The organism is Streptomyces sp. NPDC092370, assembly GCF_044755265.1.
In the GTDB taxonomy this organism is placed as follows: Bacteria; Actinomycetota; Actinomycetes; order Streptomycetales; family Streptomycetaceae; genus Streptomyces.
In genome coordinates this window covers 243463-258907 of record NZ_JBIVQO010000002.1, presented here as the reverse complement: position 1 = coordinate 258907, position 15445 = coordinate 243463, and the positions used below count along the sequence as shown (strand labels likewise).

At 72.1% G+C, this 15445-nt stretch carries 12 protein-coding genes; 5 read left to right on the top strand and 7 right to left on the bottom strand.

Annotated elements, in window-relative coordinates; translation table 11 throughout:
* Nucleotide 1: 1 nt before the first annotated feature.
* Genes gnd through tkt form a run of 6 tightly spaced genes read right to left on the bottom strand, consistent with a single transcriptional unit; the run spans nucleotide 2 to nucleotide 8386 of the window.
* Nucleotides 2–886 carry a phosphogluconate dehydrogenase (NAD(+)-dependent, decarboxylating) gene (gene gnd, locus ACIQHQ_RS07775; RefSeq protein WP_402610840.1) on the bottom strand — a complete coding sequence of 295 codons (885 nt, stop codon included), beginning with the start codon at nucleotides 884–886 and terminating at the stop codon, nucleotides 2–4.
* Between the two features lies 1 nt (nucleotide 887).
* Complete coding sequence (gene pgi / locus ACIQHQ_RS07770; RefSeq protein WP_402610839.1) at nucleotides 888–2552, bottom strand: glucose-6-phosphate isomerase; 1665 nt, start codon at nucleotides 2550–2552, stop codon at nucleotides 888–890.
* Nucleotides 2545–3480, bottom strand: a complete 936-nt coding sequence (gene opcA, locus ACIQHQ_RS07765) for a glucose-6-phosphate dehydrogenase assembly protein OpcA (protein ID WP_402610838.1) — start codon at nucleotides 3478–3480, stop codon at nucleotides 2545–2547. The genes pgi and opcA overlap by 8 nt, the downstream gene beginning before the upstream one ends.
* On the bottom strand, nucleotides 3477–5150 hold the full coding sequence (zwf, locus tag ACIQHQ_RS07760) for a glucose-6-phosphate dehydrogenase (protein ID WP_402610837.1): 1674 nt from the start codon (nucleotides 5148–5150) through the stop codon (nucleotides 3477–3479). The genes opcA and zwf overlap by 4 nt, the downstream gene beginning before the upstream one ends.
* A complete protein-coding gene (gene tal / locus ACIQHQ_RS07755) occupies nucleotides 5147–6292 on the bottom strand; it encodes a transaldolase (protein WP_402610836.1) in 1146 nt (381 codons plus the stop codon). The genes zwf and tal overlap by 4 nt, the downstream gene beginning before the upstream one ends.
* 18 nt (nucleotides 6293–6310) lie before the next feature.
* Nucleotides 6311–8386: a transketolase gene (tkt, locus tag ACIQHQ_RS07750; protein WP_402610835.1), complete on the bottom strand. Its 2076-nt coding sequence runs from the start codon at nucleotides 8384–8386 to the stop codon at nucleotides 6311–6313.
* Nucleotides 8387–8542: 156 nt separating this feature from the next.
* Between tkt and ACIQHQ_RS07745 the strand changes: the two genes are divergently transcribed.
* A complete protein-coding gene (locus tag ACIQHQ_RS07745; RefSeq protein WP_402610834.1) occupies nucleotides 8543–9430 on the top strand; it encodes a helix-turn-helix domain-containing protein in 888 nt (295 codons plus the stop codon).
* A 59-nt stretch (nucleotides 9431–9489) separates the two neighbouring features.
* On the opposite strand, the gene ACIQHQ_RS07740 is transcribed toward ACIQHQ_RS07745, so the two are convergent.
* Nucleotides 9490–10884, bottom strand: a complete 1395-nt coding sequence (locus ACIQHQ_RS07740) for a glycoside hydrolase family 16 protein (protein ID WP_402610833.1) — start codon at nucleotides 10882–10884, stop codon at nucleotides 9490–9492.
* Between the two features lie 552 nt (nucleotides 10885–11436).
* Here ACIQHQ_RS07740 and ACIQHQ_RS07735 point away from each other — a divergent pair.
* The 4 genes from ACIQHQ_RS07735 (at nucleotide 11437) to ACIQHQ_RS07720 (ending at nucleotide 15409) form a co-directional block, all read left to right on the top strand.
* A complete protein-coding gene (locus ACIQHQ_RS07735) occupies nucleotides 11437–11946 on the top strand; it encodes an SRPBCC family protein (RefSeq protein WP_402610832.1) in 510 nt (169 codons plus the stop codon).
* Nucleotides 11939–13558 (top strand): phytoene desaturase family protein, encoded by a 1620-nt coding sequence (locus ACIQHQ_RS07730; RefSeq protein WP_402610831.1) that lies wholly within the window; start codon nucleotides 11939–11941, stop codon nucleotides 13556–13558. Before ACIQHQ_RS07735 ends, ACIQHQ_RS07730 begins: the two co-directional genes overlap by 8 nt.
* 46 nt (nucleotides 13559–13604) lie before the next feature.
* On the top strand, nucleotides 13605–14486 hold the full coding sequence (locus ACIQHQ_RS07725; protein WP_402610830.1) for an SDR family oxidoreductase: 882 nt from the start codon (nucleotides 13605–13607) through the stop codon (nucleotides 14484–14486).
* Between the two features lie 71 nt (nucleotides 14487–14557).
* Nucleotides 14558–15409 (top strand): oxygenase MpaB family protein, encoded by an 852-nt coding sequence (locus ACIQHQ_RS07720; RefSeq protein ID WP_402610829.1) that lies wholly within the window; start codon nucleotides 14558–14560, stop codon nucleotides 15407–15409.
* Nucleotides 15410–15445 lie beyond the last annotated feature (36 nt).

Below are 15445 nucleotides of genomic sequence, written 5' to 3'. Positions count from 1 at the left end.
CCTACGCCTTCTTCGCGGACTCGACGGCGTGGCCGCCGAACTGGTTGCGCAGCGCCGCGATCATCTTCATCTGCGGCGAGTCGTCCTGCCGGGAGGCGAACCGGGAGTAGAGGGAGGCGGTGATCGCGGGCAGCGGCACGGAGTTGTCGATCGCGGCCTCCACCGTCCAGCGTCCCTCGCCGGAGTCCTGTGCGTAGCCCCGGAGCTCCTCCAGGTGCTCGTCCTCGTCGAGGGCGTCCACCGCCAGGTCCAGCAGCCAGGAGCGGATGACGGTGCCGTCCTGCCAGGAGCGGAACACCTCGCGGACGTTGTCCACCGAGTCCACGGCCTCCAGCAGTTCCCAGCCCTCGGCGTAGGCCTGCATCATCGCGTACTCGATGCCGTTGTGGACCATCTTGGCGAAGTGCCCGGCGCCGACCTTGCCGGCGTGGACGAAGCCGTACGGGCCCTCCGGCTTGAGCGCCTCGAAGATCGGCAGCAGCCGGTCGACGTACTCCTTCTCGCCGCCGACCATCAGGGCGTAACCGTTCTTCAGGCCCCACACGCCGCCGGAGACACCCGCGTCGACGAAGCCGATGCCGCGCTTGCTCAGCTCCTCGGCGTGCTTCTCGTCGTCCGTCCAGCGGGAGTTGCCGCCGTCGACCACCGTGTCGTACGGCTTCAACAGGCCCGCGAGCTGGTCGATGACGTGCTGGGTGGGCTCGCCGGCCGGGACCATGACCCAGACCGTGCGGGGTGCGTCCAGCTGGTTGACGAGGTCGGCCAGACTGTTGGCGTCGGACTTCTCGGGGTTGGTGTCGTATCCGATGACGGTGTGGCCGGCGTTGCGCAGGCGCTCGCGCATGTTGCCGCCCATCTTGCCGAGACCCACAAGACCGATCTGCATGTCAGTTCACTTCCCGGAGATTGCGGTAGGTGGCCACCAGCGCGGCCGTGGACGGGTCGAGACCGGGGACGTCCGCGCCCTCGGTCAGAGCGGGCTCGACGCGTTTGGCGAGGACCTTGCCCAGCTCCACGCCCCACTGGTCGAAGGAGTCGATGTTCCAGACGGCGCCCTGCACGAACACCTTGTGCTCGTAGAGGGCGACGAGCTGGCCGAGGACCGACGGGGTCAGTTCGGTGGCCAGGATCGTCGTGGTGGGGTGGTTGCCCCGGAAGGTGCGGTGCGGAACCTGTTCCTCGGGCACGCCCTCCGCACGCACCTCCTCGGCGGTCTTGCCGAAGGCGAGCGCCTGCCCCTGCGCGAACAGGTTGGCCATCAGCAGGTCGTGCTGCGCCTTCAGCTCGTCGCTCAGCTCGGCGACGGGCCGGGCGAAGCCGATCAGGTCCGCCGGGATGAGCTTGGTGCCCTGGTGGATCAACTGGTAGTAGGCGTGCTGCCCGTTGGTGCCCGGCGTGCCCCACACCACCGGCCCGGTCTGCCACTGGACGGGGTGGCCGTCGCGGTCCACCGACTTGCCGTTGGACTCCATGTCGAGCTGCTGGAGATAGGCGGTGAACTTCGACAGGTAGTGGCTGTAGGGCAGCACCGCGTGCGACTGGGCGTCGTGGAAGTTGCCGTACCAGATGCCCAGCAGGCCCATGATCAGCGGGGCGTTGGCCTCCGCGGGGGCGTTGCGGAAGTGCTCGTCGACGATCCGGAAGCCGTCGAGCATCTCCCGGAAGCGGTCCGGGCCGATCGCGATCATCAGGGACAGCCCGATCGCGGAGTCGTACGAGTAGCGGCCGCCGACCCAGTCCCAGAACTCGAACATGTTGTCGACGTCGATGCCGAAGCCGGCGACCTTCTCGGCGTTCGTCGACAGCGCGACGAAGTGCTTGGCCACCGCCTTCTCATCACCCCCGAGGCCCTCCAGCAGCCAGGAGCGCGCCGAGGTGGCGTTGGTGATCGTCTCGATCGTGGTGAAGGTCTTGGAGGCGACGATGAACAGCGTCTGTGCCGGATCCAGGTCGCGGGTGGCCTCGTGCAGGTCGGAGCCGTCCACGTTCGACACGAAGCGGAACGTCAGTTCCCGATCGGTGAACGGCCGCAGCGCCTCGTAGGCCATCGCCGGGCCGAGGTCCGAGCCGCCGATGCCGATGTTGACGACGTTGCGGATGGGCTTGCCGGTGTGTCCGGTCCATTCACCCGAGCGCACCCGGTCCGCGAAGGCGGCCATCTTGTCCAGCACGGCGTGCACGCCCGGGACGACGTTCTCGCCGTCGACCTCGATGACGGCGTCCCGCGGGGTGCGCAGCGCGGTGTGCAGCACGGCCCGGTTCTCGGTGACGTTGATCCGCTCACCGCGGAACATGGCGTCGCGCAGCCCGAACACGTCGGTCGCGGCGGCCAGCTCCTGGAGCAGGGCGAGCGTCTCGTCGGTGATCAGGTGCTTGGAGTAGTCGATGCGCAGGTCGCCCACGCGCACGACGTAGCGCTCGGCGCGCCCGGGGTCCGCGGCGAACAGTTCCCGCAGGTCCGGCTGGGACAGGGCGTCCGTGCGGTGGTTCTCCAGGGCGGCCCACTCGGGGCGCCGGGTGAGCCTCGGGGAACCGGAGGGGGAGTCAGACATGAGCAGGGATCTCCTCGGTCGCCTCGCCGTTCAGGGCGATGGCGTACATCTCGTCCGCGTCGAGGCGCCGCAGCTCCTCGGCGATCAGTTCGGAGGTGGCACGGACCTTGAGCGCGAGGGTGCGCGACGGCTGGCCCGGCAGGGTCAGCGTGGCCAGCGGCCCCTCGGGGCGGTCGATGACGATCTCGCCGTTCTCCGTGCCCAGGCGCACGGCCGTGACGACCGGACCGGCGGTGACCACACGGTCGACCCGGACGTGCAGCCGTGCCTCCAGCCAGCGGGCCAGCAGCTCGGCGGCCGGGTTCTCGGCCTCGGCCTCCACGGCCGCCGAGGTGATCTGCGCCCGGGCCTGGTCCAGCGCCGCCGCCAGCATCGAACGCCAGGGCGTCAGCCGGGTCCAGGCGAGATCGGTGTCACCGGGCGCGTAGGAGCGGACCCGGCTCTCCAGCATCCCCAGGGGGTTGGCGACGGCGTACAGGTCGGTGATCCGGCGCTGGGCCAGTGCTCCGAGCGGGTCCTTCGAGGGCACCTCCGGGGAATCCATCGGCCACCACACCACCACCGGCGCGTCCGGCAGCAGCAGCGGCAGCACCACCGAGTCGGCGTGGTCGGACACCTCGCCGTAGGTCCGCAGGATCACCGTCTCGCCGGTACCCGCGTCGGCGCCCACCCGGACCTCGGCGTCCAGGCGGGAGGCCTGACGGTCGCGCGGGGTACGGGCGTGCCGCTTGATGACGACCAGGGTGCGCGAGGGGTGCTCGTGCGAGGCCTCCTCGGCCGCCTTGATCGCGTCGTAGGCGTTCTCCTCGTCCGTGACGATCACCATCGTCAGGACCATGCCCACGGCAGGCGTGCCGATGGCGCGGCGCCCCTGCACCAGCGCCTTGTTGATCTTGCTTGCCGTGGTATCGGTCAGGTCGATCTTCATGGCCTGCGCCAGCTCCGTCCGTCTCGTGCGAGCATCTCGTCGGCTTCCTCGGGTCCCCAGCTGCCCGAGGCGTACTGCGCGGGCCGGCCGTGCGTGGCCCAGTACTGCTCGATCGGGTCGAGGATCTTCCAGGACTCTTCCACTTCCTGGTGACGGGGGAACAGGTTGGCGTCGCCCAGGAGGACGTCGAGGATCAGCCGTTCGTACGCCTCGGGGCTCGACTCGGTGAAGGACTCGCCGTAGGCGAAGTCCATCGTCACGTCCCGGATCTCCATCGACGTGCCCGGCACCTTCGAGCCGAAGCGGACCGTCATGCCCTCGTCCGGCTGGACGCGGATGACGATCGCGTTGGATCCCAGCTCCTCGGTCGCGGTGGAGTCGAAGGGGGAGTGCGGGGCCCGCTGGAACACCACGGCGATCTCCGTCACCCGGCGGCCGAGCCGCTTGCCGGTGCGCAGGTAGAACGGGACGCCCGCCCAGCGGCGGTTGTCCACCTGGAGCCTGACCGCGGCGTAGGTGTCGGTCGTGGAGGACTGGTCGATGCCGTCCTCCTCCAGGTAGCCCCGCACCTTCGTGCCGCCCTGCCAGGCCGCCGCGTACTGCCCGCGCACGGTGCCCTGCCCGAGGTCCTGCGGCAGCCGCACGGCCTTGAGGACCTTCAGCTTCTCGGTGAGCAGCGAGGCGGCGTCGAAGGCGGCCGGCTCCTCCATGGCGGTGAGCGCCATGAGCTGGAGCAGATGGTTCTGGATGACGTCACGGGCGGCGCCGATGCCGTCGTAGTAGCCGGCCCGGCCGCCGATGCCGATGTCCTCGGCCATGGTGATCTGCACGTGGTCGACGTACGACCGGTTCCAGATCGGTTCGAACATCTGGTTGGCGAAGCGCAGGGCCAGGAGGTTCTGGACGGTCTCCTTGCCGAGGTAGTGGTCGATGCGGAAGACCTGCTCCGGGTCGAACACATCGTGCACGATGCGGTTCAGCTCTTCGGCCGACCTCAGGTCGTGCCCGAAGGGCTTCTCGATGACCGCGCGGCGCCAGGCGCCCTCGGGGGCGCTCGCCAGCTTGTGCTTCTTCAGCTGTTGGACGACCTTGGGGAAGAACTTCGGCGGCACCGAGAGGTAGAAGGCGTAGTTGCCGCTGGTGCCCCGGGAGGCGTCCAGCTCCTCGACGGCGGCGCGCAGCTGCTTGAACGCCGTGTCGTCGTCGAAGTCGCCGGGGATGAACCGCATGCCCTCGGCGAGCTGCTGCCAGACCTCCTCGCGGAACGGGGTGCGCGCGTGCTCGCGGACCGCGTCGTGCACCACCTGCGCGAAGTCCTGGTCCTCCCAGTCCCGGCGGGCGAAGCCCACCAGGGAGAAGCCCGGCGGCAGCAGGCCGCGGTTGGCCAGGTCGTACACGGCCGGCATCAGCTTCTTGCGGGACAGGTCGCCGGTGACGCCGAAGATGACCAGCCCGGAGGGCCCCGCGATCCTGGGCAGACGGCGGTCGCGCGGGTCGCGCAGCGGGTTGCTGAAGTCGGGGTCCGCGTGGTCGGTGCGCGGGGCGGGCGGTGCCTCGCCGCTCACCCCGGTCTGCTCGACCCCGGCGGCCTCCTGGGCCACCCGGGCCTCCTTGTCCTCCTTGGTCCCCTTGGTCTCCTGTTCGGCCGTCTGGGGGATGCCCTCGCTCATTCCGCGTCAACTCCCTTGTCGTTCAAGGACTTGGTGACCGCGTCCAGCAGGTCCTGCCAGGCCACCTCGAACTTGGCCACGCCCTCGTCCTCCAGTTGCCGCATCACCTCGTCGTATGCAATGCCGAGCCGTTCGACGTCCGCCAGGTCCGCTCGGGCCCGGTCGTAACCGCCGGTGACGGTGTCGCCCCGGACGTCGCCGTGGTCGGCGGCGGCGTTCAGCGTGGCTTCCGGCATGGTGTCGACCGTGCCGGGGGCGACCAGTTCGTCCACGTACAGGGTGTCCTCGTAGACGGGGTCCTTCACACCGGTGGAGGCCCAAAGGGGGCGCTGCCGGTTCCCGCGGGCATCCGCCAGGGCCTGCCGGCGCGGCCCGGCGATGACCTGTTCGTACGCCTGGTGGGCGAGCCGCGCGTGGGCCGGGGCCGCCCCGCCCTTCAGGGCGAGCGCCTCGTCACAGCCCAGCACCGCCAGCCGCTTGTCGATCTCGGCGTCCACGCGGGAGACGAAGAACGACGCGACCGAGTGAATCCCCGACAGGTCGAGGCCGGCCGCCCGCGCCCGCTCCAGACCGGCGAGGCAGGCGTCCATCACCTCGCGGTAGCGCTCCAGCGAGAAGATCAGCGTCACATTGACACTGATACCCGCTCCGATCACGTCCGTGATCGCCGGCAGGCCCGCCTTCGTCGCCGGAATTTCGATCATCACATGGGGGCGGTCCACCAGCCAGGCCGGCTGCCGGGCCTCGGCGACGGTCGCCATCGTGTCGTGGGCCAGCCGGGGGTCGACCTCGATGGAGACCCGGCCGTCCCGGCCGCCGGTGGCCTCGTACACCGGCCGCAGGACGTCGGCGGCGGCCCGGACGTCGGCGGTCGTCATCATCCTGACCGCCTCGTCGACGGTCACGCCGCGCACCGCCGGGTCGGCGAGCTGCTCCTCGTAGCCGACGCCGGAGCCGATGGCGGCCCGGAAGACGGAGGGGCTGGTGGTGACGCCGACGACGTTCCTGTCGGCGACGAGCTCGGCCAGGTTGCCGGACTCGATCCGTCGGCGCGACAGGTCGTCCAGCCGGAGCGGCACGCCCTCGTGGGACAGGCGCTCCAATGCTCCCGCGTTCGCGGTCGCTTCGGTCACGGTGATCATCTTCTTTCGGGCGGTCGGTCAGTCGCGAGCCGCGGACAGGGATTCCCGCGCGGCGGCGACGACGTTCTCGGCGGTGAAGCCGTACTCGGCGAAGAGGGTCCCGGCGTCGGCGGATGCACCGAAGTGCTCCAGGGAGACGATGCGCCCCGCGTCCCCGACGAACCGGTACCATGTCAGGCCGATGCCGGCCTCGACGGCGACCCGGGCCTTCACGGACGGCGGAAGCACGCGGTCGCGGTACGAGCGCGGCTGCTCCTCGAACCACTCCACGGACGGCATCGACACGACGCGAGTGGGCACGCCCGCCTCCTGGAGACGCTCGCGCGCCTCGGCGGCGACGTGGACCTCGGAACCGGTGGCGATCAGGATGACCTGCGGCTCGCCGCCCTCCGCCTCGAACCGCACGTAGCCGCCGCGTGCCGCCTGCGGGTCCGGCTCGTAGGCCGGCACGCCCTGGCGGGTGAGCGCGAGGCCGTGCGGGGCCGGGGCGGTGGAGTGCCGCTTGAGGATCTCGGCCCAGACGATGGCGGTCTCGTTGGCGTCGGCGGGGCGTACGACATTCAGGCCCGGTATCGCCCGCAGTGACGCCAGGTGCTCGACCGGCTGGTGGGTCGGGCCGTCCTCGCCCAGGCCGATGGAGTCGTGCGTCCACACGTAGGTCACCGGCAGCTGCATCAGAGCCGACATCCGCACCGCGTTGCGCATGTAGTCGGAGAACACCAGGAAGGTGCCGCCGTAGATCCGGGTGTTGCCGTGCAGCGCGATGCCGTTCATCTCGGCGGCCATGGAGAACTCGCGGATGCCGAAGTGGACGGTGCGGCCGTACGGGTCGGCCTCCGGGAGCGGGTTGCCCGCCGGGAGGAACGAGCTGGTCTTGTCGATGGTGGTGTTGTTGGAGCCGGCCAGGTCGGCCGAGCCGCCCCACAGCTCCGGGACGACCGGGCCGAGCGCCTGGAGGACCTTGCCGGAGGCCGCACGGGTGGCGACCGTCTTGCCCGGCTCGAACACCGGCAGGGCGTCCTCCCAGCCCTCGGGCAGCTCGCCCTTGCTGACGCGGTCGAACGTGGCGGCCCGCTCCGGGTTCTCGCCCCGCCAGGCGGCCACCCGCTTGTCCCAGGCGCTGTGCGCCTCGGCGCCCCGGTCCAGGGCCCGGCGGGCATGGGCCAGCACCTCGTCCGCGACCTCGAAGGACCGCTCCGGGTCGAAGCCGAGGAGGCGCTTGGTGGCAGCGATCTCGTCCTCGCCGAGCGCCGAGCCGTGGGAGGCCTCGGTGTTCCGGGCGTTCGGGGCGGGCCAGGCGATGATCGTGCGCATCGCGATGATCGAGGGGCGCCCGGTCTCGGCCTGAGCCGCCCGCAGCGCCGCGTACAGCGCGTGCACGTCGACGTCGCCGTCCTCCCGCGGCTCGATCCGCTGCACGTGCCAGCCGTAGGCCTCGTAGCGCTTCAGCACGTCCTCGGAGAACGCGGTCGCGGTGTCGCCCTCGATGGAGATGTGATTGTCGTCGTAGAGGAAGACCAGGTTGCCGAGCTTCTGGTGGCCGGCGAGCGAGGAGGCCTCGGCGGAGACGCCCTCCTGGAGGTCGCCGTCGGAGACGATCGCCCAGATCGTGTGGTCGAAGGGGGAGTCGCCCTCGGGGGCGTCCGGGTCGAACAGACCGCGCTCGTAGCGGGCTGCCATCGCCATGCCGACGGCGTTCGCGACGCCCTGGCCGAGCGGGCCGGTGGTGGTCTCCACGCCCGCCGTGTGCCCGTACTCGGGATGACCGGGTGTCTTGGAGCCGTGCGTGCGGAACGCCTCCAGGTCGTCGAGCTCCAGCTCGTAACCCGCGAGGTAGAGCTGCGTGTAGAGGGTCAGCGAGGTGTGGCCGGGGGACAGGACGAAGCGGTCACGACCGGCCCACTCGGGATCGGCGGGATCGTGCCGCATCACCTTCTGAAAGATCGTGTAGGCGGCCGGCGCCAGGCTCATCGCGGTACCGGGATGGCCGTTGCCGACCCGCTGGACGGCATCCGCCGCCAGAAGACGGGCGGTGTCGACGGCACGCCGGTCGAGTTCGGTCCATTCGAAGCGGTCCGGTGTCTGCGTGCTCATCTTCAAGAAATCCTCGATAGGAGCGAAGCTGCTGGTCTGACGTGTTCAAAACTAAAAGTCTGACTTATTCGACGGAAGGTCGTCGTGTGCCAGCCTGTGGTGAAAGTGGGACACCCGCGGGCAGCGGGGCACGCGAGCGGGCGGTACGAGGCGGACATGGCGGACAGAAGCATCCAAGGCGGCGACGGGATCGATACGTTCCCCTTCCCGGTCGAGCTCAGTGTCGGCGGCGTCGGCATGCAGGTCGGCCCGATGGGCACCGGCCGTACCTGGCACGTCGACGCGCCGCTGGAGCGTGTGCACCGCATCGACTTCCACGTCGTCCTGCTGTTCGGCGCGGGCCCGGTCCGGCACATGGTCGACTTCACCGAATACGAGGCCACGGCCGGGGACCTGCTGTGGATCCGCCCCGGGCAGGTCCACCGCTTCTCGCGTACCAGCGAGTACCGCGGAACCGTGCTGATCATGCAACCCGGCTTCCTGCCCCGCTCGACCGTGGAGGCCACCGGCCTCTACCGCTACGACCTGCCGCCGCTGCTGCGCCCGGACCCGGCCCAACTCGACGGTCTGCGGGCCGCCCTGGCCCAACTGCGGCGCGAGTACGAGGACACGGCGACACTCCCGCTCACCCTGCACACCGCCGTCCTGCGCCACTCGCTGACGGCGTTCCTGCTGCGGCTCGCCCACCTCGCGGCGAGTTCGGCTCAGGCCCTGCGGCAGCGGTCCGACTCCACCTTCACCCTCTTCCGGGACGCCGTGGAGCGGGACTTCGCCACCAACCACAGCGTCAGCGCCTATGCCGACGCGCTCGGCTACTCCCGCCGCACCCTGGTCCGGGCGGTGCGCGCGGCGACCGGTGACACGCCCAAGGCCTTCATCGACAAGCGCGTGGTCCTGGAGGCCAAACGGCTGCTCGCCCACACCGAGTTGCCGATCGGCAGGGTCGGCGTGGCGGTCGGCTTCCCGGACGCCGCGAACTTCTCCAAGTTCTTCCACCAGCACACGGAGCAGACTCCGGCGGCGTTCCGGGCCGAGTTGCGCTGACGGCGGTCCGGCGCAGCGAAAAGGGGCCCCACGCACGTGGAGCCCCCCGCCGTGAGCGCTCAGTGCCCGAAGGTGAACCAGTTGACGTTCACGAAGTCCGCCGGCTGTCCGCTGGTGAAGGTCAGATACACGTCGTGCGTGCCCGTCACGGCGCCGATGTTCGCCGGGACGGTCCGCCAGGCCTGCCAGCCCCCGGTGTTGCCCACCGAGAAACTCCCGACGGGCGCGTTGCTCCGGCTGTCCAGCCGCACCTCGACCAGCCCGCTGACACCGCCCGCCGCGCCGCTCGCGACCCGGGCGCTGAACTGCCGGGCCGCCGAGGAGCCGAATTCGACGCCCTTGAAGTGCAGCCAGTCGCCGTTGGCCAGGGCGCCGACGTTCCGGCCGCCGCCGGAGTCGGACGTCGTCTCGGTGATCACACCGGACTGGCCGTCGTAGGACTCGGCCTGGATGGTGCCGTAGGCGTCACGGCCGCCGGTCGGGGGAGGCGTGGTGCCACCGCCGGACGACAGCACCTGCACGTAGTCGACGACCATCGCGTGGCCGGGCTGCGTCCCGGCGTCCGGGCCGCCGCCGAACGCGTCGGGGAAACCGCCGCCCATCGCGACGTTCAGGATGATGAAGAAGCCGTGGTCGGTGGCGTTCTTCCAGGTCGTCGCGTCGACCTGGTTGGCGCGCACCGTGTGGTAGTTGACGCCGTCGAGGTAGAAGCGGATCTCCTCGACGCTCGTCGAGCGGTCCCACTCCATCCGGTACGTGTGGAAGCCGGCCTGGCATGAGGTGCCCTGGCAGGTCGTCGAACCGCCGATGCCGCTGGTCTCGTTGCAGGGGCCGCCCGGCGAGGTGCCGCAGTGCATCGTGGCGAACACCGTGTTCATGCCCTGGGTGTTCTCCATGATGTCCAGCTCGCCGACCGCCGGCCAGTTCCAGTAGTCGCCGCGGTAGGGGGACCCCAGCATCCAGAACGCGGGCCAGTAGCCCTTGGCGGCGGCGCCGGTGACGTTCGGCACCTGGATGCGCGACTCGACGCGGAGCGTGCCGCCGGCCGGGGGCTCGAAGTCGGTGCGGTGGGTCTCGATCCGGCCGGAGGTCCAGTTGCCGGCGGCGTCCCGCCGGGGCGTGATGCGCAGGTTGCCGTTGCCGTCGAGCGAGACGTTCTCCGTGCTGTTCGTCATCGTCTCGATCTCGCCGGTGCCCCAGTTGGCGGGACCGCCCGGGTAGCCCTTGCCGGTCGCGTACTGCCAGTTGGAGGTGTCGACGCCGGAGCCCGCGGCGCCGTTGAAGTCGTCCGCGAACACCTGCGTCCAGCCCGGCGGGGGCGGTGGCGCGGAGGCCTCGGCCGAGTCAGTGGCGACCGTGGCGGCGGCCGCCGTGAGGCCGAGTGTGCCGACGACGGCGACGAACGCCCGCCGGAAGGGACGGGGTCCGCGGGGGGTGCTTGAGGTTCCGCTCATGTGGGGGCCTCTCGGGAAGGGGATTGAGAGCGCTCTCAAAGTGCCGCCAATGTGCTCCACCGCACCCGGGCCGTCAAGGGATGAAGCCAAGAAAAGTGGGCGGGCTCGGCCGGCTGCAGAGCCTGAAGGAAAGGGACCGGGAGCCGGCCGGAAGCCCCTTCGCCGGCGGACCACCGCATCACGTACCGGGCCACCGTGTGGTCCGAGGCCAGGATGAGCACGATGCCGATCCCCGTCGTCCACTCGGGAAGCCCGGTGAAGAACCCGGTGAAGACGAGGGTGCCCACGGCCCTCGAGGCGACGGCCATCGGCAGCCACCGCGGCCCGGTCCGCCGCCAGCGGTGCGCCGCCGGCCACCGTGCCTCACCACCGTGCCCCGTCCGACGGTGCCGTCCCCGGTTCCCGCCGCTGAGCACCTCGCAGGGTTCGACCCCCTCGGGCCGCGGCGGTCGCCCCGAGCGCCGCCCTGTGCGCTCGCGCACCGGGCTGTTGAACCGGGCCTGGCGGGGCACTCGGGGGCGGAGAACCCGTTCGAGCCAGCAGGAGGCATCCGTGGCCGTACGCCATCACCTGATCCGAGTCCCGCCGAGCACCGTGTGGGACGTCCTCGCCGACGGCCACCGCTACGCCGAGTGGGTGGTGGGAACCTCCGAGTCCCACCCCGTACGCGGACAGTGGCCGCGCACCGGCGCGGCGATCCGCTACGAGGTCCGGCTCGGGCCGGTGTGCCTGAACAACGAGACGGTCGTCCGCCACTGTGAGGAAGGCACCCGGCTGGAGCTGGAGGCGCAGGCCGGTGCGCTGGGCTCGGCACGCATCGCGATCGAGCTGCGGCCCTGGGGCGAGCACTGCCTGGTGATCGTGGACGAGCATCCGCTGCGCGGCGCGGGCGGCCGGCTGCACAACGTCGGATTCGAGGCACTGATCCAGTTGCGCCACCGCGCCATGCTGGCCCGGCTGGCCCGGCTGTGCGAGGCCGAGGCAGGGCAGGCGGAAGACACCCGGCGGCCCCTGGGCCAGGTGACCGTGGCGTCCGACGCCGACGGAGCCCGCGATGCCTGACGCCGTGGTGATCGGCGCGGGCCCCAACGGGCTGGTCGCCGCCAACGTCCTCGCGAGCGCCGGGTGGAGCGTCGAGGTGCTGGAGGAGCAGCCCGAACCGGGGGGCGCGGTGCGCCACGACCGGGGCGTCGACGCCGCCTTCGTCAACGACCTGTTCAGCTCCTTCTACCCCCTCGCGGCCGCCTCGCCCGTCCTGGCGGCGCTGCGCCCCGAGGAGCACGGACTGCGCTGGAGCCACGCGCCCAGCGTCCTGGCCCACCCCCTCACCGACGGCAGCTGCGCCCTCCTGGACCGGGACATCGACACCACCGCCGCGTCCCTGGACACCTTCGAGCAGGGCGACGGAGCGGCCTGGCGGCGGCTGCACGATGTGTGGGAGGGCCTGCGCCCCGGGCTCCTGGACGCCCTGTTCACCCCCTTCCCACCCGTTCGCGCGACGGCACGGATGGCGCTGCGGTTGCGGGCGGCGGGCGGACTGCGCATGGCCCGCTCCCTGGTGCTGCCGGTGCGGCGCCTGGGAGAGGAGGAGTTCCGCGGCCAGGGCGGGCGTCTGCTGCTGGCCGGCAACGCCCTGCACGCCGACCTCGCCCCCGAGTCGGCGGGCAGCGGAGGCTTCGGCTGGCTGATGGCCATGCTGGGCCAGACCTACGGCTTCCCCGTCCCGGCCGGTGGCTCCGGTGCGCTGACCTCGGCCCTGGTCCGGCGTCTGGAGAGTCTGGGCGGGCGGGTCCGCTGCGGGCAGCGCGTCGAGCAGGTCGTCGTCCGCGGCGGGCGGGCCGTCGGTGTACGGACGGCCACCGGTGACGCGGTGCGGGCCCGGCGGGCGGTGCTGGCGGACGTGTCGGTGCCCGCCCTGTACGGCGAGCTGGTCGCCCCCGCGCACCTGCCCGCCCAGGTCCTCGACGACCTGCGCCGTTTCCAGTGGGACTTCGCCACGTTCAAGGTCGACTGGGCGCTCGACGGCCCGGTGCCCTGGCAGGCCGAGCAGGCCGCCCGGGCCGGTACGGTGCACCTCGCCGACGGCATGGACGAGCTGACCCGTTTCGCCGCCCAGATCGCCATGCGGCAGGTCCCGGACCGCCCGTTCCTGATCTTCGGGCAGATGACCACCTCCGACGCCACCCGCTCGCCGCAGGGCACCGAATCGGCCTGGGCCTACACCCACATCCCCCACGAGATCCGCGCCGACGCCGCGGACGAGGGGATCACCGGCAGCTGGGACACCAAGGACCAGGAGCTCATGGCCGACCGGGTCGAGCGCCAGGTGGAGCGCTTCGCGCCCGGCTTCCGCTCCCTGATCCGCGGCCGCCGCATCCTCGCGCCGCCGACCCTGGAGGCGCTCGACGGCAATCTCACCGGCGGCGCCATCAACGGCGGCACCACCGCGATGCACCAGCAGCTCGTCTTCCGCCCCCTGCCCGGCACCGGCCGCCCCGAGACCCCGGTGCCCGGCCTGTACCTCGCCTCCTCCGGAGCCCACCCGGGCGGTGGCGTGCACGGAGCGCCGGGAGCCAATGCCGCGCGGGCCGCCCTGCGCCGCAACCGGCCCCCCGGCCTGGCCCGCGCCCAGCGGCTCCTCGCCCACCGCGACCGCACCGGAGCCAGGCGCTGAGCCGGTCCTGCGGGAAGGTGTCCGGCACCGGAAGGAAGGGCAGCCCATGAGCAGCAGCCCGCTCGCCGAGCGCACCGTCGTCATCACCGGAGCCGCCCGCGGCGTGGGCGCCGCCCTGGCCGGCGAAGCCGCCCGGCGCGGCGCCCGGGTGGGCCTCGTCGGCCACGAGAAGAGCGTTCTGGACGAGGTGACGGCCTCCCTGCCGGGCCCCGCCCTCGCCGTGGAGGCCGACGTCACCGACCTCTCCGGGCTGGAAGCCGCCGCGGACACCGTGCGGGCCCGACTCGGCCGTCCCTCGGCCGTCGTGGCGAACGCCGGCATCGCCGAGGGCGGCGCCCTCCTCGACTCCGACCCGGCCACCTGGCGCCGGGTGATCGACGTCAACCTCACCGGCAGCGCCCACACCGCCCGGGCGTTCCTGCCGGACCTGCTCGACACGGCGGGCTACTTCCTCCAGGTCGCCTCGCTGGCGTCGATCGGCGCCGCCCCGCTGATGAGCGCGTACTGCGCATCCAAGGCCGGGGTCGAGGCCTTCGCGCACTCCCTGCGCGCGGAGGTGGCACACCGCGGGGTCGGCGTGGGCATCGCCTACCTGAACTGGACGGACACCGACATGATCCGCGACGCCGAGCGGTACGACGTCCTGCGGGAACTGCGTCTGCACATGCCCCCGCCGGCCCGCCGCGTGTACCCCGTGGACACGGTCGCCGCCCGCATGGTCAACGGCATGGAGCGCCGCCGTACGGCCGTGTACGCACCGGCCTGGCTGCGGCTGGCCCAGCCGATACGCCCGGCCATGCCCCCGGTGGTTCTGCGCGTGGCGCGCCGCGCCCTGCCCCGCCTGGAGGCCTCGGGTTCGCTCCGCCCCACCGGGCCGCTCGGCGCCGGCGGCCTGGCCGACCGCGCGGCGACCGGGCCGGGGACCTGACGGGGCCGGGCGTCAGGTCCGGACGGCACGGTCATGCCGGACACTGGGCAGCAGAGGAAGGGAGGCCGACCGTGCTGACCGGAGTCCGTGAACAGCTGGGCCAGGCCCTGTTCCGCCGCGTCGCGGGCCCGGGCGGACCCGAGACCCGTGCCCGCATCCACCACACCCCCGGCCCGCGCTGGTTCGGGCCGGACCGGCCGATCCGCGCGGTCCACGGTGACGCCTCGATGTTCATCGGCGGGCTGACCGCTCTGCTCCTGCAGTCGCTGCATCCGCTCGCGATGGCGGCCGTCGCCGGGCACTCCGGCTTCCGCGGCGACCCGTGGGGCCGGTTGCAGCGCACCAGCACCTTCCTGGCCGTGACGACCTACGGCACCGCCGCGGACGCCCGGCAGGCCGTCGACCGGGTGCGCGGCATCCACGAACGGATCCGCGGCACGAGCGCCGAGGGTGTGCCGTACCACGCGGCCGATCCTCATCTGCTGGGCTGGGTGCACGCCGCCGAGACGGACAGCTTCCTGCGCGCCCACGAGCGCTACGGGGCCCGGCCGCTGGACGCCGCCGGCTACGACGCCTACGTCGCCGACACCGCGCGCGTCGCCGAGGCGCTGGGAGTGGCCGACCCGCCGCGGGACCGGCGTGAACTGGCCGAACGCCTGACCGCCTACCGGCCCGAGCTGCGGCCCACGCCCGAGGCGCGGGCCGCCGCCCGCTTCCTGCTGTTCCAGCCTCCGCTGCCCCTCGCCGTCCGGCCCTTCTACGGCGGGCTGGCCGCGAACGCCGTCACCCTGCTCCCGCCCTGGGCACGCGGCATGCTGTGGCTGCCCCGGGTGCCGGTCGTCGAGGACCTCGCCGTCCGTCCCGCCGGCCTGGTCCTGACCCGGACCATCCGCTGGGCGATGACCCCGGCCCAAGAAGCCTGACGGCCCTCAGGCCCTTCCCGGCCCGAGCCGGTTGCG

Bases quoted from the DNA above. Each gene is read 5' to 3' on its own strand.
- gnd (WP_402610840.1), bottom strand. From the start codon at position 886: ATGCAGATCGGTCTTGTGGGTCTCGGCAAGATGGGCGGCAACATGCGC.
- pgi (WP_402610839.1), bottom strand. From the start codon at position 2,552: ATGTCTGACTCCCCCTCCGGTTCCCCGAGGCTCACCCGGCGCCCCGAG.
- opcA (WP_402610838.1), bottom strand. From the start codon at position 3,480: ATGAAGATCGACCTGACCGATACCACGGCAAGCAAGATCAACAAGGCG.
- zwf (WP_402610837.1), bottom strand. From the start codon at position 5,150: ATGAGCGAGGGCATCCCCCAGACGGCCGAACAGGAGACCAAGGGGACC.
- tal (WP_402610836.1), bottom strand. From the start codon at position 6,292: ATGATCACCGTGACCGAAGCGACCGCGAACGCGGGAGCATTGGAGCGC.
- tkt (WP_402610835.1), bottom strand. From the start codon at position 8,386: ATGAGCACGCAGACACCGGACCGCTTCGAATGGACCGAACTCGACCGG.
- ACIQHQ_RS07745 (WP_402610834.1), top strand. From the start codon at position 8,543: ATGGCGGACAGAAGCATCCAAGGCGGCGACGGGATCGATACGTTCCCC.
- ACIQHQ_RS07740 (WP_402610833.1), bottom strand. From the start codon at position 10,884: ATGAGCGGAACCTCAAGCACCCCCCGCGGACCCCGTCCCTTCCGGCGG.
- ACIQHQ_RS07730 (WP_402610831.1), top strand. From the start codon at position 11,939: ATGCCTGACGCCGTGGTGATCGGCGCGGGCCCCAACGGGCTGGTCGCC.
- ACIQHQ_RS07725 (WP_402610830.1), top strand. From the start codon at position 13,605: ATGAGCAGCAGCCCGCTCGCCGAGCGCACCGTCGTCATCACCGGAGCC.